Here is a 19,668-nt window from a genome sequence, read left to right on the forward strand (position 1 = left end):
CGAGCATACCGGGATTTTACAGACCTTGAAAAATCCACTATAATTTCATCAAATGATCGTACAGTTATTGGAGGCCTTGTAAAACCATGCAAGAAGGTAAATATAATATAAAGGCAGTATCAAAACTGCTGGACATTCAGTCGGGAACCCTTAGGGCTTGGGAAAGGCGCTATAAATTTATCGAACCTGTCAGGAATGAATCGGGGCACCGGCTGTATACTGAAAAACATCTGCAAATCCTTAAGTGGCTCATTACTAAAACAAAGCAAGGTTTTACAATAAGCCAAGCCGTTTCACTTCTCGAAAGTACAGGCACTCTAGCGCCTGGAGTTCCTGAAACGAACCGTAAGGATGAACAAACGGTTAAGTTATCGGATGAATTGATTGAAGCTCTATTAAATTTCAATGAAAATAAAGCCCATATGCTGATAAGCCAAGCATTCAGTATGTATACAATCGAACAAACCATAGTTGAAATACTCGGTTCAATATTGGTTCAGGTTGGGGATAAGTGGGAAAGGGGAGAAATTACTTCCGCTCATGAACACTTTGCGTCGAACATCCTAAAATCCAGGATCAGTTCAGTCATGCATGCGATTCCGACTAATGGTTTCCTTCCAAAAGCCCTTACCGTTTGTGCTCCCGGTGAAAAACATGAATTTGGACTGTTGGTCTTCACCATTTTTTTGAAGCGGAAAGGGTATGAAACCATTTATTTAGGTGAATCCATTGCTGATAAGGACCTTTTCACCGTTTTAAACATCATAAAGCCCTCATACCTATTCATGTCATGTTCACTGAAAGAGAATCTTGATGGAACATTTATGCTGCTTGAATCGTTAATAAAGGATTTCCCGGATTTGAAGGTGGGTCTTGGCGGTGCGGCGCTGAGCGATATATCCGAAGAAAACCGTACGGCCTTCAGCGGAGTTTTAATGGGGGACACGCAATCTAAATGGGAGGAATGGCTGAAAGGTTAGCTGCGCCGCTTAGGCGAAATAATGGATATGCACCCTGCGACCAAGGCTTCATATGATGTATGAAGATGGTAACCAGGGGGCATTTTTTTATGAAGCTGGAGCGATTAACCAATAATAAAATCAAGATTTTTTTGACCCTTGATGATTTAATTGATAGAGGCATTACAAAAGAAGATATTTTAGGGAATTCCTTAAAGGTCCACAAGCTATTTCAGGATATGGTCGAAGAAGCATGCGAAGAACTCAGCTTTAAAATGAGTGGCTCCATTGCAATTGAAATTTTCTCCTTGCCTGCTCAAGGATTGATAATCATTGTGACAAAGGACGAAGAGGAATTATTGACAGATGAAGAGGAGTACTTGGATTTACAAGTGAAAATTGATGACTTCCCCCATATTCTGTATGTTTTCAATGACTTTGAAGATATCGTCCAATTATCTCACAGATTATCTTTTCAAGGTTTGCTTAAAAGTACTCTTTATCATTTTGAGGGAAGATACTATTTACTTATCGAAAATGTTAAAGACACCACCTACGACACGGTCATATCCTTAGCGGCTGAGTATGGCCATGCATCTACATTGACACTCTGCCGCATAAACGAATACGGAACATGTATAATCGAAAATGAAGCGATACATGTTTTGCTCACACACTTCAGTTGATGTAAAACGAATGAGACAAGGCAGCCACATTAGGAAAAAACAATGCGGTTTGCCTTATTTGTCTCAGCCCTCGGCCGAAGAAGATATACGGTTAAAGTGTATGAAAACAGTTGATATGATAACGTTTTCATTTTTAGAATATTTCCAACTTTTAAATTCCCATTTTTACTCTTGCATATCTGTATCGAAGGTGTATACTAGCACATGAAGAGGACTATTTGTACATTATAGATTTTATATATGGATGAGATTTTCTAGGAGGTACTTTAATGGAATCGGCAAAAGGCAATAGCCATGTAAATGAAGAAGAAAAACACGACGTACTGAGGTCTACCCAAACTGTAATACATAAAGCTTTGGATAAGCTGGGTTACCCGGAAGAAGTTTTTGAGCTGTTGAAGGAACCATTGCGCTTATTAACGGTGAAGATACCAGTCCGCATGGATGATGGCTCGGTTAAGATTTTCACGGGTTACCGTGCACAGCATAACGATGCTGTTGGGCCTACAAAAGGTGGTATCCGTTTTCACCCTAATGTAACGGAACGTGAAGTGAAGGCATTATCCATTTGGATGAGTTTGAAATGCGGCATCGTTGATTTGCCATACGGCGGGGGTAAAGGCGGTATCGTATGTGATCCTCGTAATATGTCATTCCGTGAGCTTGAAAGGCTGAGCCGGGGCTATGTTCGCGCAATTAGCCAAATCGTTGGGCCGACTAAAGATATCCCGGCACCTGATGTGTTCACAAACTCTCAAATCATGGCTTGGATGATGGACGAATACAGCCGTATGGATGAATTCAACTCGCCAGGATTCATTACGGGTAAACCGCTAGTGCTTGGTGGTTCCCATGGCCGTGAATCAGCGACTGCCAAGGGTGTAACGATTTGTATCAATGAAGCTGCCAAGAAACGCGGCATCGATATTAAAGGGGCACGGGTCGTCATTCAAGGTTTTGGTAACGCAGGTAGTTTCTTAGCTAAATTCATGCACGACGCTGGTGCTAAAGTTATTGGGATTTCGGATGCATATGGCGCTCTTCATGATCCTGAAGGCTTGGATATCGATTATCTTCTCGATCGGAGAGATAGTTTCGGAACCGTAACGAAATTGTTTAAAAGCACAATTTCTAATAAAGAACTGCTTGAATTGGAATGTGATATTCTAGTTCCGGCTGCAATTGAAAACCAAATCACTGAAGAAAATGCTGCAGATATCAAAGCATCGATCGTTGTCGAGGCAGCTAACGGACCAACAACAATTGAAGCGACACAAATCCTAACGGATCGCGGAATCCTTCTTGTTCCTGATGTCCTTGCTTCTGCTGGTGGTGTTACGGTTTCTTACTTCGAATGGGTACAAAATAACCAAGGATATTACTGGTCTGAAGAAGAAGTGGACGAAAAGCTGGAAAAAATCCTTGTGAAATCCTTTAATAATATATATGAACTTGCACAATCAAGACGTGTAGATATGCGCCTAGCTGCTTATATGATTGGCGTAAGAAAAATGGCTGAAGCTTCTCGCTTCCGCGGTTGGATCTAAAAACTTCAAATCATTTATTAATTTATAGTTAAAATCATGTTCATTGCTTTATCATTGAAATGATTTGTAAAAACTCCTATCATGTATTGATAGGAGTTTTTATATTTAGACGAACGAATTACATAGTGCATGGAAAGGCAGTGGAATAAAGATGAATGTTGAAGAAGTCATTATCATAGGTGGGGGCCCTTGTGGATTGGCTGCTGCAATCGCTCTTAAAGAAGTGGGAATACAGTCCCTGATCATTGAAAAAGGCAATGTGGTTGATTCCATTTACCGTTATCCGACACATCAAACATTTTTCAGTTCGAGTGAAAAACTGGAGATTGGTGATATCGCTTTTATAATCGAAAACCGTAAACCGGTCCGCAATCAGGCGCTAGCCTATTATAGGGAGGTAGTCAGAAGGAAAGAATTGCGGGTCAATAAATTCGAAAAAGTGGAGAAAGTGGAAAAGCGTGAAGATGGGAAGTTTTTAGTCAAGACATCGAAGAGTGACTATACTGCTCTGCATGTCATCGTATCGACCGGATACTATGATCATCCGAACTATATGTGCATACCGGGTGAACAGCTTCCAAAAGTGTTTCATTACTTCAAGGAGGGCCACCCCTTCTTTAATTGTGATGTTGCCGTCATCGGTGGCAAAAACTCAAGCGTGGATGCAGCTCTGGAATTGGTCAAATCAGGAGCAAGGGTTTCAGTCCTTTATAGAGGATCGGATTACTCTCGAAGTGTCAAACCTTGGATCCTTCCCGAATTCGAATCATTGGTACGCAATGGAACGATCAAGATGGAGTTTAATGCGAATGTTGACAGGATAACGGAAGACAGCGTCATCTATCATGTCGGCGATGAGGAAAAAGTCATTAAAAATGATTTTGTATTTGCTATGACTGGATACCATCCTGATCATTCATTTTTAGCTTCAATGGGCATTACTATTGATAAGGAGACTGGAAGGCCCGCATATAACGAGGAAACGATGGAGACGAACGTTAAAGGTCTTTATATTGCAGGAGTTCTGGCAGCCGGAAATAATGCGAACGAAATCTTCATCGAGAACGGCAGGTTCCATGGTGGATTGATTGCTTATCATTTGGCTGTTAAAGAAAAGTGATTATATAAATAAGGAGCTGGGACCGTATGGAAAAAATATCATTAATAACGACTGGTGGGACTATTGCCAGTAAAGCAACAGCGAATGGTATGTTGGCCTCTGGTGCATTGACTGGCCATGAATTGGCAGCACTTTGCGAATTGCCCAACGATATCGAGGTTAAAGTGGTTGATCTTTTCCAGATTTCAAGCATGTCCATGTCCTTCGAGAAAATGCAGCAGCTTAAATCAGCCATTCAAAAGGAATTGGAGGATCCTGATGTTACGGGAATCGTCGTGACCCACGGTACGGATACACTTGAGGAAACGGCTTATTTCCTTGATGTCACGACTAAGGATCAACGTCCAATCGTAATAACCGGCTCACAACGTTCTCCTCAAGACGTGGGCACCGATGTATACTCCAATCTAAGGAATTCGATATTATGCGCTGCGAGTGATCTTATAAGGGATGTTGGAGTAGTAGTCGTTTTTAATGAGCGGATCTATTCAGCCAAGTATGTCAAAAAAGTTCATGCTTCCAATTTGCAGGGGTTCGTATCTTTTGGCTATGGATATTTGGGGATAATTGATAATGATGTCGTCAGCATCTATCAAAAACCATTACATAGGGAGTGTTATGATATTGGGGATTGCATTCCCAGGGTGGATATCATCAAGTGCCATACAGGCGCTGATGGCCTCTTTATTGATGCTGCGGTTGCAAACGGTGCGAAAGGCATCGTGCTCGAGGGTGTAGGAAGGGGGCAGGTTACCCCTGTAATGGTAACTTCCATACAGGCTGCAATCGATAAAGGCATAACGATCATCATGACTACAAGTGCGGAAGAAGGAAAAGTTTACCCAGCTTATGATTATGAAGGCAGCGCATTTGATCTAAAACAACGCGGTGTGATATTAGGCGCAGACTATGACAGCAAGAAGGCCCGGATCAAGTTAGCTGTCATGCTGGCAAGCGAAAACACTATAGATGAGACCTTCTTTAAATACTGAAGGATAAAATAAAATTTGGAAGACTTGATTCTTGGATTCAGTTTTTCTTCATTCCATGGTACGATTAAGGAAACGAAGATGAAAAGAGGGTCAGCTAATGCTGGTCATGTTGTCAGCGGCCATTGCGCCTGGATTGGCGCTACTGAGCTATTTTTATTTGAAAGATCAATATGAAACCGAACCGATATCGGTTGTGGTCAAAACATTTTTATTCGGTGTCTTTCTTGTATTGCCGATTATGTTCATACAGTATGTGCTCGAAACCGAACATATCTTGAATACCGATTTAGCAAATGCTTTTTTATGGGCTGCACTGCTTGAGGAATTCTTCAAGTGGTTCATACTCATTTATGTCATTTATCAGCATGTAGCATTCGATGAGCCGTATGATGGGATTGTTTACGGAGCTGCAGTCTCCCTTGGATTCGCTACAATGGAGAATATTTTGTACCTGTTGGCCAACGGGGTGGAGCATGCTTTTCTCAGGGCCATTCTCCCTGTATCCAGTCACGCTTTGTTCGGTGTGATCATGGGATATTATTTGGGCAAGGCGAAATTTTCAGCATCGAATAATAAGGTCTATTTATCATTGGCATTGATCATACCAATTTCGTTACATGGGGTTTACGATTATATTTTAGTTTCCCAAAAATTTTGGGTTTACTTTATCATGCCATTCATGATTTATCTATGGTGGCTAGGCATGAAAAAAGTAAAGAAAGCACGTTTGTTGTCTGACTTTCATGCTGAAAAACTTTCTCAAAATCAATTCCTTAGCAAATGAAGAATACTATCAAAACGGAGTGCTGGCATATTTTGCCCGCTCCGTTTTTTTTATGTTTGGAATAAAAAAGCCAGTAAAGAAGAAAATAGAATTACATTAATTCAAGAAAAAGAGGAGTGTTTTTGATGAAAGGAATTTCGTCAAATTGGAAATGGCTTTTGCTGTTTTCGTGTATTACTATTTGTTTCGGAATTTACCCGGAAACAAGAACAAACGCCTTTTCGAGCCAAATCATTCAAAAAGGTGCGGTTGGAGACGATGTAATTGAACTGCAGGCACGCCTACAAAACATCGGTTACTATAATGGAAAGATTGATGGAGCCTATGGATGGGGCACTTATTGGGCACTTCGGAATTTTCAACAAGATTTCGGGCTTCCAATAGATGGTTTGGCAGGGACTACAACAAAACAGAAGTTGACGAATGCCTCTAATTTCAATAAAGAATTTGTTCACGAACAGATCAATAAAGGGAACGAGTTCACCTATTATGGGGGAGTCCCCATTGAAAATCAGGTAAAAGCGAAAGGAAATGGCACTACGTCTGGAGGGGCCGCTTCCGGAAAAGCTCCTTCCAAAACAACTACAGCCAATCTTCCAGGAGGATATTCTCAAAACGATATACAGTTGATGGCCAATGCAGTTTATGGAGAAGCACGAGGGGAGCCATATACAGGTCAGGTTGCCGTTGCGGCAGTAATACTGAATCGAGTGGAAAGTGCTGCTTTTCCTAATACCATTTCAGGAGTGATTTTTGAACCTGGGGCCTTTACGGCTGTTGCGGATGGACAGATTTGGCTGACACCGAACGAAAGGGCGAAAGAAGCCGTGGTGGATGCTATCAATGGATGGGATCCAAGCGGTAATGCAGAATATTATTTTAACCCCGACACGGCAACAAGCAAATGGATCTGGTCAAGGGAACAAATTAAAAGAATCGGAAAACATATCTTTTGTAAGTAAAGAGGTGAAGGAAAATGATCAGGAATATAGTGATTGCCCTGCTTGTTGTAGTTGTTGCGGGAACTGCATTCTGGGGCTATCAAGAACATAAGGAAAAAAATGCTGTATTAATCAACGCTGAAAATACGTATCAGCGAGCCTTTCATGATTTAAGCTATCAAGTGGATTTATTGCATGATAAGGTCGGCGGTACTTTGGCCATGAATTCACGTTATTCATTAAGTCCGGCTTTAACGGATGTTTGGCGTATCACTTCCGAAGCCCAAAGTGATGTCGGGCAGTTGCCATTGACCTTGCTTCCTTTTAATAAGACAGAAGAATTTTTATCGAAAATTGCAGACTTCAGTTATAAAACAGCGGTACGTGACCTTGAAAAAGAACCATTGAATGATAAGGAATATGCGACTCTACAATCCTTGTACACACAGGCAGGGGACATCCAGGGCGAGTTAAGAAAAGTGCAATATCTAGTCCTGAAAAACAATTTAAGATGGATGGATGTCGAAATGGCTCTTGCATCAGGGAAAGAAAATTCGGATAACACGATCATCGACGGATTAAAGACGGTGGAGAAAAAAGTATCTGGGTACGGCGAAACGAATGAGATGAATCCGACTTTTACATCTGCACAACAGAGGGATGAAAACTTTAAAAATTTGCAAGGTGAAACCATAACAAAAAAAGAAGCCATTGCGACAGCTAAAAACTATGCACACTCAAAAAGCAGAAATTTGCAGGTGAATGTGGAGGAAAACGGAAAAGGTTCCGATTTTGGATTTTATAGTGTGAGCATCCTCGATAAAGATTCCGATACCGAATTGAATATGGATTTGACAAAAAAAGGCGGTTACCCTATTTGGTATATCAATAATAGGGACGTGAACAAAACAAATATTGATTTGAATCAAGCCTATACAAAAGCCGAAGAATTTTTAAAGGAACATGATTTCAGTTCACTTGAATTATTTGAAAGTGCTCAGTACGATAATATCGCGTTATTGAATTTCGTGACATCAGAAAATGGCGTCAAGATTTATCCGGATTCAGTCAAGGTCAAAGTCGCATTGGATGATGGATCAATTATTGGATTTTCAGCCGACGAGTATTTAAAATCACATAAAACCAGGGAATTAGCGAATCCGAACATATCCGAGAAAGAAGCTAAGGACAAAATCAACAGTAATGTAAAAATAATGGAAGAAGGAAAGGCGTTAATCACCAATGATATTGGTGAAGAAGTCCTATGTTATGAATTTCTCGGTACGATTAAAGATGATACTTACCGTATTTTCATTAATGCAGATACCGGTCAAGAAGAAAAGGTGGAAAAATTAAAGAATTCCGAACCGATATACGAGAATTTAATTTAATGTTAATTGTTAACATGAATCATTAGTTGTAGGGAAAAGTGCTTAGTCACTTTCCCTTTTTCTTATTTCATGGCATAATAACGTAAATGATCATTGGATAATATGGGAAATTGATAGGTAATATTGCGTAGTTCCCTTTCTATCAAAGGACGTGGATAACAATGTTTAAAATTGGTGATATATTAATGCTCGAACCGAAATACTCATCACAGAAGGAAAAGTTCAATTGTATGGTTGTCGAAATGGGACATGGCTGTGTCTATACCGACTTTCCCATCAATTTAGAGACTGGTAAAACTGCATTCCTTATGGATGGGACACTATTGAACGTCACATTTTCCAATGAAGAGCAGGCTGTTTATATATTTGATTCTGAAGTGCTTGGAAAAGTGAAAGGCAGGATCCCCATGATGCAAATTTTGCTGCCCGAAGCAGAAACGTTTGTGAGAATCCAACGGAGGCAATACGTGCGCCTGGATGTAACCCTGGATACAGCCATTCATCCAGAACATTCCGAGTTTCCCCCTTTTCGCGCATTAACAGAGGATATAAGTGCAGGCGGGGCTTCGATAAGGCTTTTAAAAGGCACTGATATACCATCGGTTTCCCACTTATACCTGTGGATGGCGCTCACGCTTAAATCAGGTGAGATTCATTATTTAAGGTTAAAAAGCAAAATCATTCGCGTAACGGAGAAAGAGCATGGAAATATGCTGCTGCACGTCAAATTTCTTGAACCTACAAAAAATGATGTACAGACATTAATGAGGTTTATATTTGAAAAGCAGGTCGAATTAAAGAAAAAAGGCTTGCACGTTTAACATGATTGAATGAAAAACAGCGATTCCATCCATACTGCTAATATAAACAGATGGAGGGTGCGGCTTATGAAAACATTTGAAAGGCTATTAATTAAAGTGATCATCATTCAATTGGCCTGCTTATTTTTTTTCCAGTTCCTTTTGAGCAGGGAGGATCAAATCATTGATTTGACCAAGCTCTCGAGATATGAAGGTGTCACCAGCAATAATTATACGAAAATCATTGAAACATTCAATGGGACCGATAGTAAAAGCGGTGATTAATTTCATCTTGTCGACAAAATGAGGTTAGGAATCTCCTCCGAACCGTGATTTAGAAGTGAAGTTTATTTTCCTTTTTATATGGAAAAAACCCCTACCTAGATTGAACAATTTAATGAAAATACTGCAGGCAAACCCGTTTTTATATGAATTGTCTACAGTCTGAAGCGGTGATCCGCTTTTTTGTATGAAGAGTTTTCAAAAAAGGATAACTATTGATGGCTGTAGTGATAAAAAAAGAACTAAGGTGATTTTGAACCTACACATCCCTTTTATTAATGATTTTCCCGCTAGTTGTGATAAAATGAAAGGGTACTAAATAATCAGCATGATTGTAGGATTCTTGGGAGGATTTATGGAAAAAAAATTATCAGTCGCAATCGATGGACCAGCTGCTGCTGGAAAAAGCACGGTTGCTAAAATTGTTGCAGAAAAGTTTAATTACATATATGTGGATACAGGTGCAATGTATAGGGCCCTTACCTATAAGGCCCTTAATCAAAAGATTCTTCTTGATGATGAACGAGCGTTATCAGAAGTTCTCATCAATACGGAAATCGAATTAAGACCAAGTGAAAATGGACAGTTGGTGTTCTTGGATAATGAGGACGTGACAGCCCAAATCAGGAATAATGAAGTGACTGGTTCCGTATCGGAAGTGGCAAAGCACCGAAGCATCCGGGAAGAATTGGTTCGCAGGCAGCAAATCTTTGGTGAAAATGGCGGTGTCGTCATGGATGGCAGGGATATTGGTACGCATGTTTTACCCAACGCCGAAGTTAAGGTATTTCTTATCGCATCTGTGGACGAAAGGGCACAGCGGAGGCATCAGGAAAATTTATTGAAAGGTTTTCCTTCAGATATTGAAAAGTTAAGGGAGGAAATTGCAACAAGGGACAAGCTGGACTCGGAACGCGAGGTATCGCCACTGAAAAAGGCTGCGGATGCTATCGAAATCGATACGACTTCATTATCGATTCAGGAAGTTGCAGAAAGTATCATGTCTTTAATAGAAGAGAGGAAAAGATGACATTGGATTTTTACACATTTGCCAAGAACATCGTAAAAGGCGTTTTAACGCCTTCGTTTAGGGTTAAAGCGCTCGGAAAGGAACATATCCCTAAAGAGGGCGGAGTATTGATCTGTGCCAATCACATTGATAATTTGGATCCGCCCGTAGTTGGTATGACATCTCCTAGGGATATTCATTTCATGGCGAAAGAAGAGTTGTTTCAAGCACCTGTTTTAAAGGGTATATTACCCAGAGTAAATGCATTTCCCGTGAAGCGGGGCAATAGCGATCGGGAATCCCTGAGAAAAGGTTTAAAGCTTTTGAAGGAGGGCAAGGCGATCGGACTGTTTCCCGAGGGAACCAGAAGCAAGACTGGTGAATTGGGAGAAGGTTTGGCGGGTGCTGGATTTTTCGCTTTGCGGTCTGATGCCGTTATCATACCATGTGCAATCATCGGCCCATATAAATTTTTGCGTCCGTTGAAGGTCGTTTACGGTCCTCCAATAAATTTTACTGAATATCGCGAACAGAAAATATCAGCCGATGAAGCTACCAAAATCATCATGGACCAAATCGGGAAATTGATTTCCGAGCATAAATAGTCCTTCATACTTGACAATTTTCTGATTTTGTTAGAATTTATAAAATAAGGGTATTGTTCCTTATTGCCGATAAAAAGGAATATAACTTTATTACTCTAAAAAAACTGTTTTTATCTTTATTAGGAAAGTGTTTTTATTGAACCACTTTAAATAAAAAATGTGGCCGATGAAGAGGAAATTTGCTGATCAGTCATGGGTTAAGGAGGAGTTAGTAATGACAGAAGATATGAACCAGGTAGAAGTGAACAATTACAAAGTTGGGGATCAAGTTAAAGCAACCGTTTCAAAGGTAGAAGAAAAACAGGTCATTGTCGATGTGGAAAACAGCAAGACTGATGGAATCATACCAATCAGTGAGCTTTCAAGCCTTCATGTCGAAAAGGCGTCAGATGCCGTTTCGGAAGGTGATGCATTGGAGCTGGAAGTCATTAAGGTCGAAGAAGAAGCTCTCATTCTATCAAAACGTAAAATTGACGCTCTTAAAGCATGGGATGACCTGGAATTGAAATTTGAAAATGGAGACGTATTTGAGGCTGAAGTTAAAGATGTCGTCAAAGGCGGGCTTGTTGTAGATCTAGGCGTACGTGGTTTTGTTCCGGCTTCTCTAGTAGAAGACTATTTCGTTGAAGATTTTTCTGATTACAAAAACAAAACTTTAACATTCAAGATCGTTGAACTTGAGAAAGACAAGAATCGCTTAATCCTCTCGCATCGGGCAGTCGTCCAAGAACAAAAGGAAAAGCAAAAAGCAAACGTTTTGGATAAGATTGAAAGCGGGCAAGTGCTTGAGGGCGTGGTCCAAAGGATTACCGATTTTGGTGCATTCGTGGATATTGGGGGCGTAGACGGTCTTGTCCACATTTCCCAGCTTTCCCATCAGCATGTCGACAAGGCATCTGATGTCGTTTCCGAAGGGGATAAAGTGCAAGTTAAAGTACTATCCATCGATCGTGATAACGAAAGGATCTCACTTTCCATTAAAGATACCCTTCCGGGACCTTGGGCAGGCATTGCAGAAAAAGCGGCCAAAGGCTCTACACTGGAAGGTATCGTCAAACGCCTTGTTTCTTTCGGAGCATTCGTGGAGATTTTCCCAGGGGTGGAAGGGCTTGTTCATATTTCCCAGATTTCCCACAAGCATATTGCCACGCCGCAAGAAGTGCTTAAAGAAGGTCAGTCTGTCGAAGTGAAGGTACTGGAAGTCAATGAAACGGATCAACGTCTATCATTGAGCATTAAGGAACTTGAAGAACCTCAAGCTAATTACAATACATCGGATTATGAGATCCCTGAAGAATCGAAGGGCTTTCAGCTAGGTGAAATGATCGGTGATCAATTGAAAAAACTAAAATAAGATAATAATGGTGATGTCCTTGGAGAGAAAACAACGAAAATTAGATCATATAGAATTTGCGCTAAAGACAGGGCAGCAGCATAAAACAGGATTAGAAGATATTTCGTTTATTCACCAAAGCTTACCAGGTATTTCCTTGAATAATGTGAACCTCACAGCAGAAGTTGGCGGACTTGAATTAAGTTCGCCAATTTTCATAAATGCCATGACCGGGGGCGGAGGCCCTGAAACCGAAAAATTGAATGGTGACCTAGCCATTGCTGCTCGGGAAACAGGAATCGCCATGGCGGTCGGATCTCAAATGGCAGCCATCAAGGATTCTAGCCAGCAGGCTTCTTTTAAAGTTGTAAGGCAGGAAAATCCTAATGGTGTGTTGATTGGTAATCTCGGTGGCGAAGCAACAGTCGAACAGGCTAAGCGGGCCAGCGATATGATCGGGGCAAATGCCCTTCAGATTCATATCAATGTAATTCAAGAATTGACGATGCCTGAAGGGGACAGGGATTTTGCCGGTACCCTTTCGAGAATTGAAAAAATCAATAGAACGATCGGAATCCCTGTCATCGTAAAAGAGGTTGGATTTGGGATGAGTATGGAAACGGTGCAGCAATTACATTCTATTGGTATTTCGATCATTGATGTAGGCGGGTTTGGCGGAACGAATTTTGCTAAAATCGAGAATGAGAGACGCGCAAAAATACTCGGATATTTCAATGAATGGGGCATACCGACAGCCGCTTCGATCGTCGAAGCAGTTAATGTTTCACCACAGCTATCAGTCATTGGATCAGGCGGAATTCAAAGTCCTCTGGAAATTACAAAAAGCCTGGCATTAGGAGCGAAGGGTGTCGGCTTGGCCGGGCATTTCCTCAAGCTCTATAAAGAGCTGGGCTTGGAACAACTGATTAAAGAAATAAATTACATACATGAAGATTTAAAGATCATCATGACTGCACTCGGGTGCGGTAATATCTCAGACCTAAGGAAATCGAAATTAGTCATCAAGGGCAATACCTATCATTGGTTATCTCAAAGAGGCATTGATTGTTCGGCATATGCTAAATGAATGACCAGAAAAAGAAGCATCTCAATTGAACGGATTGAGATGCTTCTTTTTGTTCAGGGATAGACTTAACTATTCCTTTTTCGAGCCTCTTCAGGGCTTTCCATTCTAGTTGCTCCTTTATGCTCCAGTGATTGGTCCCTGTCGGACTCCACCCGTTTACTTTCTTTCAATTTCTTCTCTTGCCGATCTTTTCCCATGTTTACACCTCCTTTTCTAATGATAGGACGAAGGTTTCCTCATTAAATGCCGTGCTATACGTTTATACTTTGAATAAACAAGCCATAATGTTCCTAAAAGGGGGGCGCTGAATGGATGGAATGATATTTTATTGGATTTCATGGATAGTTTGGGTCATTGTCATGTTTTTTATTCCGAAAACGGTTCCCTTTCGTTTTGATTTTCTATTTCATCTATTAGCCGTAATGGTTTTAGCTGGATATAAACTGGATGCTCCCTTGGTTTCCGTGCATTTGAGCGGGCCGTATCTTTTCTTTATACTGTGTGTGTATATTAGGAAGGAATCAATCATCAAGATGATGGAACTGATCAGCGGAAGTCTTATTATCACTCTCGCTTATGCCAGTTTTCAACTTTTTTCTTTGCTTGATCCGATATGGCTCATCATGAAACCGATTTATCTTTTATGTATTTTCCTGAATTATCTTATCCTATTACTTTTTAAAAATTGGAAACATCGATTGTTCGTCCTTTTAATTGGGATGATGATGGGAGATATCATATATTCTGGATTGCTTGCTTACCACTCTTTACCTTATGTGGCCCTTGCTTACGCATGGCATGATAATGCAGTGCTGGTTTTGGGCACAAACATATTGTGGAGAATATTGGAACTGGCTGGCCAATACATTTATTCAATTTCTCAATCGAGATTTTTATCAAAACAAGGAAAAGAGAATTTTAATCAATGAAGAGTATGGTGAAAAATTTATCAAAATGGTGCAAACTGGAATTAGAAGGCTTTTATTCATACAATCATTGTTGATTGGCCAGAAATTTGTTACTATAGGATAGTTAGAGGTCTGTAGATAATCGTAAAATGCTCTAAACAATTAAAAAGGAAGCCGTATGCCGAAGCTTTCTTCATTTTTTTGGGCTGTTTATAATCAAGTTTGAGCAAGCAGAGGGTCAGCTTCACGTCACCTCAGGAATTGGGGCGTCAAGTGGACAAACTGCCCGTGAATACTTGCATTTAAATGAACATCAGTTGCGAATTTTTTACTGATGAAAGATTCCTTTAAATGATGATGGATACAGCTCTTTCCTTTAAAAGGAAATAATGAAAATCAATAATGCAAAGCAACCGTATAAATGCATTCATGAATTTCGTGACTTTGACAGAGATATAGTAGCAGAAAGGGTGAAGAGCAATGCCAAAACCGGTAATTGCGATAGTCGGTCGTCCGAACGTGGGAAAATCGACAATCTTTAATAGAATAGTTGGAGAACGGGTTTCGATTGTCGAAGACGTTCCTGGAGTGACCCGGGACAGGATTTATAGTTCTGGTGAATGGTTGACACATGATTTTAACATTATTGATACAGGTGGAATTGATATCGGTGACGAGCCGTTCCTGGAACAAATTCGCCAGCAGGCTGAAATAGCCATCGACGAAGCTGATGTGATAATTTTTATGACGAATGGTCGTGAAGGGGTAACGGCTGCTGATGAAGAAGTCGCTAAGATTCTCTATAAATCGAGAAAGCCAGTTGTCCTTGCAGTAAACAAAGTAGATAATCCAGAAATGAAGGATCAAATTTATGATTTCTATGCGTTAGGTTTTGGCGATCCATTCCCGATCTCCGGGTCTCATGGACTTGGTCTTGGTGACCTTCTGGATGAAGCGGCTAAACATTTCCCTAAATTCGACGGCCAGGATTATGCTGATGATGTCATTAAATTCAGTTTGATTGGAAGACCGAACGTAGGTAAATCTTCTCTGGTCAATGCATTGTTAGGTGAAGAACGTGTCATTGTCAGTGATATTGAAGGTACGACTCGTGACGCGATTGACTCTCCGTATAAATACAATGGCAAAGAATATGTCATTATTGATACAGCAGGGATGCGGAAAAAAGGTAAAGTGTATGAAAGCACGGAAAAATATAGCGTACTTCGTGCATTAAGGGCAATTGAACGTTCAGACGTTGTTCTTGTAGTCCTGAACGCTGAAGAAGGAATTCGTGAGCAGGATAAAAAAATTGCCGGATATGCCCATGAAGCGGGTAGGGCGGTCATCATCGTCGTCAATAAGTGGGATGCCATCGAGAAAGATGAAAAAACGATGAAGGATTTTGAAGAGAAGATCCGTGCCCATTTCTTATTCTTGGATTATGCGCCAATCATTTATCTTTCTGCCTTAACGAAAAAACGGACACATACCTTGATACCGGTCATTGATCAGGCTAGTGAGAATCATGCTATCCGGGTTCAGACAAATGTATTGAATGAAGTGGTCATGGATGCCGTGGCGATGAATCCGACACCGACACATAATGGCAACCGTTTGAAAATTTATTATACGACTCAGGTAGCGATCAAGCCGCCAACTTTCGTTGTATTCGTTAACGATCCGGAGTTATTGCATTTCTCATATGAGAGATTTTTAGAAAATCGAATTAGGGATGCCTTTGGTTTTGAAGGAACACCAATACGAATTTTTGGACGTCAGAGAAAATAGTAAAGGTGGTTATACCATGGTGAAAGATAAAGAAAGTATCGCAGTGATCGGAGCAGGGAGCTGGGGAACTGCTTTAGCGCTCGTAATCGCTGATAACCAGCATGAAGTGAGATTGTGGGGACATAATCAGAATCAAATCAATGAAATAAATCAAAAACATACGAATGAAAAATACTTGCCTGGGATTGAATTGCCTTTGGGGATTAAAGGTTATTCTTCGATTAAGGAAGCATTGGTCGGGATTGAAATTATAATTTTGGCTGTGCCGACCAAAGCCTACCGGGAAGTGCTTGGTCAGATTGAAGAGGCTCATGATAAGCCATTGACAATCGTTCATGTAAGTAAGGGGATTGAACCTGATTCCCTGCTTCGTATATCGGAAATGATTGAAGAAGTCTCTTCGGCGGATTGGCTTAAAGATATAGTGGTTCTTTCAGGACCGAGTCATGCTGAAGAAGTCAGTCTACGTCACCCGACAACAGTTGCCGTTTCTTCCAAGAATATGAAGGCTGCCGAAAGGGTTCAGGACATCTTCATCAATAATAATTTCCGTGTGTATACAAATCCGGACTTGATTGGTGTTGAAATCGGAGGGGCATTAAAGAACATCATAGCATTGGCTGCCGGAATTACGGATGGTTTAGGCTATGGGGATAATGCCAAGGCTGCATTAATGACACGAGGATTGGCTGAAATATCCCGTCTAGGGGTGGCCATGGGGGCTAACGCGCTTACGTTTTCAGGTTTAGCTGGGATTGGCGACTTGATCGTCACTTGTACAAGCGTACACTCCCGTAATTGGAGAGCTGGGAATATGCTTGGAAAAGGGCAAAAGCTTGAAGAAGTTTTGGAAAACATGGGTATGGTCGTTGAAGGTGTCAGAACCACTAAAGCCGCCTATCAACTAGCTCAAAAGTACGAAGTGAACATGCCGATCACTGAAGCCCTGTACGATGTTTTATTCAATGGGGAAGAAGTGAAAAAGGCAGTTGACCTCTTGATGAATCGTTCAAAAACGAATGAGATGGAAGAACTTTATAACATTTTGGATAGCAGACAGCACGATTGAAATCCGAATCTGTTGATTTTCATAAAAGAATTTCATTAAATTAGGCATTTGATGATGCGCCTTGCCGTGTATCAGCATACAATGCAACGAAAGTAAACTAGTAATTTGACCTCGGCACGGGGGATTTAGTCAAATGAGCAGAAGATATCTAATATCTTCTGCTTTTTTTTATGGGCAAAAAATCATCAGTTCTATTATGAATAATTGAATAGGTTATTCAAGTTTGCATAAAACATTCTACATATTTCCTTGTTTTTTGTTATAAATCGACTATTTTTTTTGGTATGAAAATTGCGAGGTGTAATATGACCAAAGAATTATAAGGGAGGCCAGAAAAGTTGGTTAACTTTTCTCGCTAAAAAAGGAAGGGGAATGATACATGCAAACAGGTAATCTGAAAAGGTCTTTAAACTTGTGGCATATCGTATTGCTTGGTGTTGGATATATGACACCGATGGTTGTTTTTGATACATTTGGGATAGTTTCCGAAAAAACGGGGGGGCATGTTCCAACCGCTTATGTCATTGCTCTTTTAGCGATGTTGTTTACTGCCGCAAGTTATGGGAAAATGGTAAAAATTTATCCGCAGGCAGGTTCATCCTATACTTACACACAAAAAACGATCAATCCACATTTAGGCTTCCTTGTCGGGTGGTCTTCGTTACTTGATTATTTATTTTTACCGATGGTGAATGGCATATTAACAAAAATATACTTAACCGCTCTTTTTCCGGAGGTGTACCCGTGGATATGGGTGGTGGCATTTGTCCTTTTAATGACAGGCATTAACTTATTCAATGTTAATTTTGCAGCCAACTTTAATAGCTTCCTTGTATTTTTTCAAATGTTGGTGATCCTTATATTTGTGGCGCTTGTCGTAAAAGGGGTCATGGGTGGAGAAGGGACTGGAGAGGTCTTATCGGTTCAGCCATTCTTCGGGCATCATATGGAGATGTCGACGCTCATAACTGGTGCTACAATCCTGTGTTTTTCTTTCTTGGGGTTTGACGCTGTCACAACTTTATCGGAAGAAACACCGAATCCATCTAAAACGGTTCCCCGGGCCATCTTTTTGACCGCCCTTATCGGAGGGGTTTTATTTGTGACGGCATCATTCTTTACACAGTTATTTTTCCCGGATGTTTCCCGTTTTAGCGATCCAGAAGCAGCTTCTCCGGAAATAGCCCTTTTTGTGGGCGGGAAGTTATTTCAAGCCTTCTTTCTTGCAGGAACTTTATGCGGTACACTTGCCTCTGGGCTTGCATCCCATGCTAGTGTTTCTAGGTTGCTATATGTCATGGGACGTGATCAAATGATCCCGAAAAAACTATTTGGGTTTGTCCACCCAAAATACAACACGCCATTTTTTAATGTCATATTTGTCGGGTCCATATCATTGGTTGCCTTATTCCTTGATTTAGTTACCGCCACTTCCCTCATAAACTTCGGGGCATTAATTGCTTTTACTTTCGTGAATATTTGTGTAATCGTCCATTCAATAAGAAACAAAAGCTTCAGAACGATTAAAGGATTTCTTTCAACAATTCTGTCCCCGGTTTTAGGTGCTGCATCGGTCTTCATCCTTTGGCTTAATCTCGAGACGAGTTCATTGATCCTAGGAATTGTATGGGCGGTAATTGGGATTGGTTATCTTCTGTATCGAACAAAATGGTTTACGGAATCCCCTCCGTTATTCCGTTTTGAAGAGGCATAGTGAATTTACTCACTTCATGAACGAAGGAGGTTTAATATCGCTGATTAGAAAATGAAAAGGTCTTTCTATTCGTTTTTTTTGTACATGGAATTAGCAACAGTGATTTAGCGCATATTGGATTGCTGCATAGATGTTATATGGAATGGTTCCGGAGGCCTGCCTGCTCGCTTTAATGGTGATGCTTCTCACAGCGTATATTATGGACAGAAGGAAAAGGTCATTCCTTCGGCAGGTTCGGTATAAGCGTATGCGCAAGTTCCATCAATACATATGCCGGTTTTCTTAGATGGATTATTTATTCATTTCAAAGGGCAATTACTTGTTCAGCATTTTTCTTTTCAGCAGCTTTACCTTCTGTACCGGCCTTTGCATAGGTGGTGAATTTACTGATTATTGTGACTGTTATCAATATCATAGAGGTGAAACCGGCTGAGTTCTGTACTAAGGCTGCTTTTTCATTATCATATTCATCGCTTTATCTATCCTGATCAGGAATAATAAGAAAAGGTGAATGATCCTTTATAAAATAAGTCTAGAGTGCATAGTAGGTTTTTAAGTCAAAAGGGTCCGTTAAAGGACCCTTTTGTTGTGGAATGGATAAAGGTAAATGCTGGATATGAGTAATCGTACATGTTATTTTTTATCTAGCA

General features: G+C 40.6%; 19 protein-coding genes. 18 read left to right on the forward strand and 1 reads right to left on the reverse strand.

What is annotated here, in order from left to right; all coding sequences use genetic code 11:
- Positions 1-86: 86 nt before the first annotated feature.
- The 14 genes from ACWF5P_RS09790 to fni all read left to right on the forward strand — a co-directional run bounded on the left by ACWF5P_RS09790 (position 87) and on the right by fni (position 13,536).
- A complete protein-coding gene (locus ACWF5P_RS09790; RefSeq protein ID WP_434167341.1) occupies positions 87-980 on the forward strand; it encodes a MerR family transcriptional regulator in 894 nt (297 codons plus the stop codon).
- 89 nt (positions 981-1,069) lie between these two features.
- Positions 1,070-1,645 (forward strand): genetic competence negative regulator, encoded by a 576-nt coding sequence (locus tag ACWF5P_RS09795; RefSeq protein WP_101222440.1) that lies wholly within the window; start codon positions 1,070-1,072, stop codon positions 1,643-1,645.
- A gap of 269 nt (positions 1,646-1,914) precedes the next feature.
- On the forward strand, positions 1,915-3,192 hold the full coding sequence (locus ACWF5P_RS09800; RefSeq protein WP_048681753.1) for a Glu/Leu/Phe/Val family dehydrogenase: 1,278 nt from the start codon (positions 1,915-1,917) through the stop codon (positions 3,190-3,192).
- A gap of 151 nt (positions 3,193-3,343) precedes the next feature.
- The gene (locus tag ACWF5P_RS09805; RefSeq protein ID WP_434167340.1) at positions 3,344-4,312 is read left to right on the forward strand and encodes a YpdA family putative bacillithiol disulfide reductase; all 969 of its coding nucleotides are present in this window, start codon (positions 3,344-3,346) and stop codon (positions 4,310-4,312) included.
- A 26-nt stretch (positions 4,313-4,338) separates the two neighbouring features.
- The gene (locus tag ACWF5P_RS09810) at positions 4,339-5,304 is read left to right on the forward strand and encodes an asparaginase (protein WP_101222438.1); all 966 of its coding nucleotides are present in this window, start codon (positions 4,339-4,341) and stop codon (positions 5,302-5,304) included.
- Positions 5,305-5,401: 97 nt separating this feature from the next.
- On the forward strand, positions 5,402-6,088 hold the full coding sequence (gene prsW / locus ACWF5P_RS09815; protein WP_101222437.1) for a glutamic-type intramembrane protease PrsW: 687 nt from the start codon (positions 5,402-5,404) through the stop codon (positions 6,086-6,088).
- 125 nt (positions 6,089-6,213) lie between these two features.
- Positions 6,214-7,050, forward strand: coding sequence for a spore cortex-lytic enzyme (sleB, locus tag ACWF5P_RS09820; RefSeq protein WP_101222436.1), 837 nt, complete (start codon positions 6,214-6,216; stop codon positions 7,048-7,050).
- 14 nt (positions 7,051-7,064) lie between these two features.
- A complete protein-coding gene (gene ypeB, locus ACWF5P_RS09825; RefSeq protein WP_230176959.1) occupies positions 7,065-8,420 on the forward strand; it encodes a germination protein YpeB in 1,356 nt (451 codons plus the stop codon).
- A gap of 161 nt (positions 8,421-8,581) precedes the next feature.
- Positions 8,582-9,241 carry a flagellar brake domain-containing protein gene (locus ACWF5P_RS09830; RefSeq protein ID WP_434167339.1) on the forward strand — a complete coding sequence of 220 codons (660 nt, stop codon included), beginning with the start codon at positions 8,582-8,584 and terminating at the stop codon, positions 9,239-9,241.
- A gap of 66 nt (positions 9,242-9,307) precedes the next feature.
- Positions 9,308-9,505, forward strand: coding sequence for a YpfB family protein (locus tag ACWF5P_RS09835; RefSeq protein ID WP_101222433.1), 198 nt, complete (start codon positions 9,308-9,310; stop codon positions 9,503-9,505).
- Positions 9,506-9,857: 352 nt separating this feature from the next.
- Positions 9,858-10,532: a (d)CMP kinase gene (gene cmk, locus ACWF5P_RS09840; RefSeq protein ID WP_434167338.1), complete on the forward strand. Its 675-nt coding sequence runs from the start codon at positions 9,858-9,860 to the stop codon at positions 10,530-10,532.
- Positions 10,529-11,116 (forward strand): 1-acyl-sn-glycerol-3-phosphate acyltransferase, encoded by a 588-nt coding sequence (locus tag ACWF5P_RS09845; RefSeq protein ID WP_434167337.1) that lies wholly within the window; start codon positions 10,529-10,531, stop codon positions 11,114-11,116. Before cmk ends, ACWF5P_RS09845 begins: the two co-directional genes overlap by 4 nt.
- A 214-nt stretch (positions 11,117-11,330) precedes the next feature.
- On the forward strand, positions 11,331-12,470 hold the full coding sequence (gene rpsA, locus ACWF5P_RS09850) for a 30S ribosomal protein S1 (RefSeq protein WP_101222432.1): 1,140 nt from the start codon (positions 11,331-11,333) through the stop codon (positions 12,468-12,470).
- A gap of 19 nt (positions 12,471-12,489) precedes the next feature.
- A complete protein-coding gene (gene fni / locus ACWF5P_RS09855) occupies positions 12,490-13,536 on the forward strand; it encodes a type 2 isopentenyl-diphosphate Delta-isomerase (RefSeq protein WP_402938187.1) in 1,047 nt (348 codons plus the stop codon).
- 65 nt (positions 13,537-13,601) lie between these two features.
- Here the strand turns inward: fni and ACWF5P_RS09860 are convergent, their stop codons facing one another.
- Entirely contained in the window at positions 13,602-13,733 is a 132-nt protein-coding gene (locus ACWF5P_RS09860; RefSeq protein ID WP_101222431.1) for a YpzI family protein, read from the reverse strand.
- Positions 13,734-13,844: 111 nt separating this feature from the next.
- Between ACWF5P_RS09860 and ACWF5P_RS09865 the strand changes: the two genes are divergently transcribed.
- The 4 genes from ACWF5P_RS09865 (at position 13,845) to ACWF5P_RS09880 (ending at position 19,018) form a co-directional block, all read left to right on the forward strand.
- Positions 13,845-14,465 (forward strand): YphA family membrane protein, encoded by a 621-nt coding sequence (locus ACWF5P_RS09865; RefSeq protein WP_434167336.1) that lies wholly within the window; start codon positions 13,845-13,847, stop codon positions 14,463-14,465.
- Between the two features lie 459 nt (positions 14,466-14,924).
- A complete protein-coding gene (der, locus tag ACWF5P_RS09870; RefSeq protein ID WP_101222429.1) occupies positions 14,925-16,235 on the forward strand; it encodes a ribosome biogenesis GTPase Der in 1,311 nt (436 codons plus the stop codon).
- Positions 16,236-16,251: 16 nt separating this feature from the next.
- Positions 16,252-17,304 (forward strand): NAD(P)H-dependent glycerol-3-phosphate dehydrogenase, encoded by a 1,053-nt coding sequence (locus tag ACWF5P_RS09875; RefSeq protein ID WP_101222428.1) that lies wholly within the window; start codon positions 16,252-16,254, stop codon positions 17,302-17,304.
- A gap of 379 nt (positions 17,305-17,683) precedes the next feature.
- Positions 17,684-19,018 (forward strand): APC family permease, encoded by a 1,335-nt coding sequence (locus ACWF5P_RS09880; protein WP_427572123.1) that lies wholly within the window; start codon positions 17,684-17,686, stop codon positions 19,016-19,018.
- The last annotated feature ends 650 nt before the right edge of the window (positions 19,019-19,668 follow it).

This window comes from Peribacillus sp. NPDC055009, assembly GCF_053608705.1.

What these genes read in the sequence shown, in the direction of transcription:
- ACWF5P_RS09875 (WP_101222428.1), top strand. Translation starts at nt 16,252, where the DNA reads ATGGTGAAAGATAAAGAAAGTATCGCAGTGATCGGAGCAGGGAGCTGG.
- ACWF5P_RS09830 (WP_434167339.1), top strand. Translation starts at nt 8,582, where the DNA reads ATGTTTAAAATTGGTGATATATTAATGCTCGAACCGAAATACTCATCA.
- ACWF5P_RS09810 (WP_101222438.1), top strand. Translation starts at nt 4,339, where the DNA reads ATGGAAAAAATATCATTAATAACGACTGGTGGGACTATTGCCAGTAAA.
- ACWF5P_RS09800 (WP_048681753.1), top strand. Translation starts at nt 1,915, where the DNA reads ATGGAATCGGCAAAAGGCAATAGCCATGTAAATGAAGAAGAAAAACAC.
- sleB (WP_101222436.1), top strand. Translation starts at nt 6,214, where the DNA reads ATGAAAGGAATTTCGTCAAATTGGAAATGGCTTTTGCTGTTTTCGTGT.
- cmk (WP_434167338.1), top strand. Translation starts at nt 9,858, where the DNA reads ATGGAAAAAAAATTATCAGTCGCAATCGATGGACCAGCTGCTGCTGGA.
- ACWF5P_RS09790 (WP_434167341.1), top strand. Translation starts at nt 87, where the DNA reads ATGCAAGAAGGTAAATATAATATAAAGGCAGTATCAAAACTGCTGGAC.
- rpsA (WP_101222432.1), top strand. Translation starts at nt 11,331, where the DNA reads ATGACAGAAGATATGAACCAGGTAGAAGTGAACAATTACAAAGTTGGG.
- ACWF5P_RS09860 (WP_101222431.1), bottom strand. Translation starts at nt 13,733, where the DNA reads ATGGGAAAAGATCGGCAAGAGAAGAAATTGAAAGAAAGTAAACGGGTG.
- ACWF5P_RS09845 (WP_434167337.1), top strand. Translation starts at nt 10,529, where the DNA reads ATGACATTGGATTTTTACACATTTGCCAAGAACATCGTAAAAGGCGTT.
- ACWF5P_RS09795 (WP_101222440.1), top strand. Translation starts at nt 1,070, where the DNA reads ATGAAGCTGGAGCGATTAACCAATAATAAAATCAAGATTTTTTTGACC.
- ACWF5P_RS09805 (WP_434167340.1), top strand. Translation starts at nt 3,344, where the DNA reads ATGAATGTTGAAGAAGTCATTATCATAGGTGGGGGCCCTTGTGGATTG.
- ACWF5P_RS09865 (WP_434167336.1), top strand. Translation starts at nt 13,845, where the DNA reads ATGGATGGAATGATATTTTATTGGATTTCATGGATAGTTTGGGTCATT.
- prsW (WP_101222437.1), top strand. Translation starts at nt 5,402, where the DNA reads ATGCTGGTCATGTTGTCAGCGGCCATTGCGCCTGGATTGGCGCTACTG.
- ACWF5P_RS09835 (WP_101222433.1), top strand. Translation starts at nt 9,308, where the DNA reads ATGAAAACATTTGAAAGGCTATTAATTAAAGTGATCATCATTCAATTG.
- ACWF5P_RS09880 (WP_427572123.1), top strand. Translation starts at nt 17,684, where the DNA reads ATGCAAACAGGTAATCTGAAAAGGTCTTTAAACTTGTGGCATATCGTA.
- der (WP_101222429.1), top strand. Translation starts at nt 14,925, where the DNA reads ATGCCAAAACCGGTAATTGCGATAGTCGGTCGTCCGAACGTGGGAAAA.
- ypeB (WP_230176959.1), top strand. Translation starts at nt 7,065, where the DNA reads ATGATCAGGAATATAGTGATTGCCCTGCTTGTTGTAGTTGTTGCGGGA.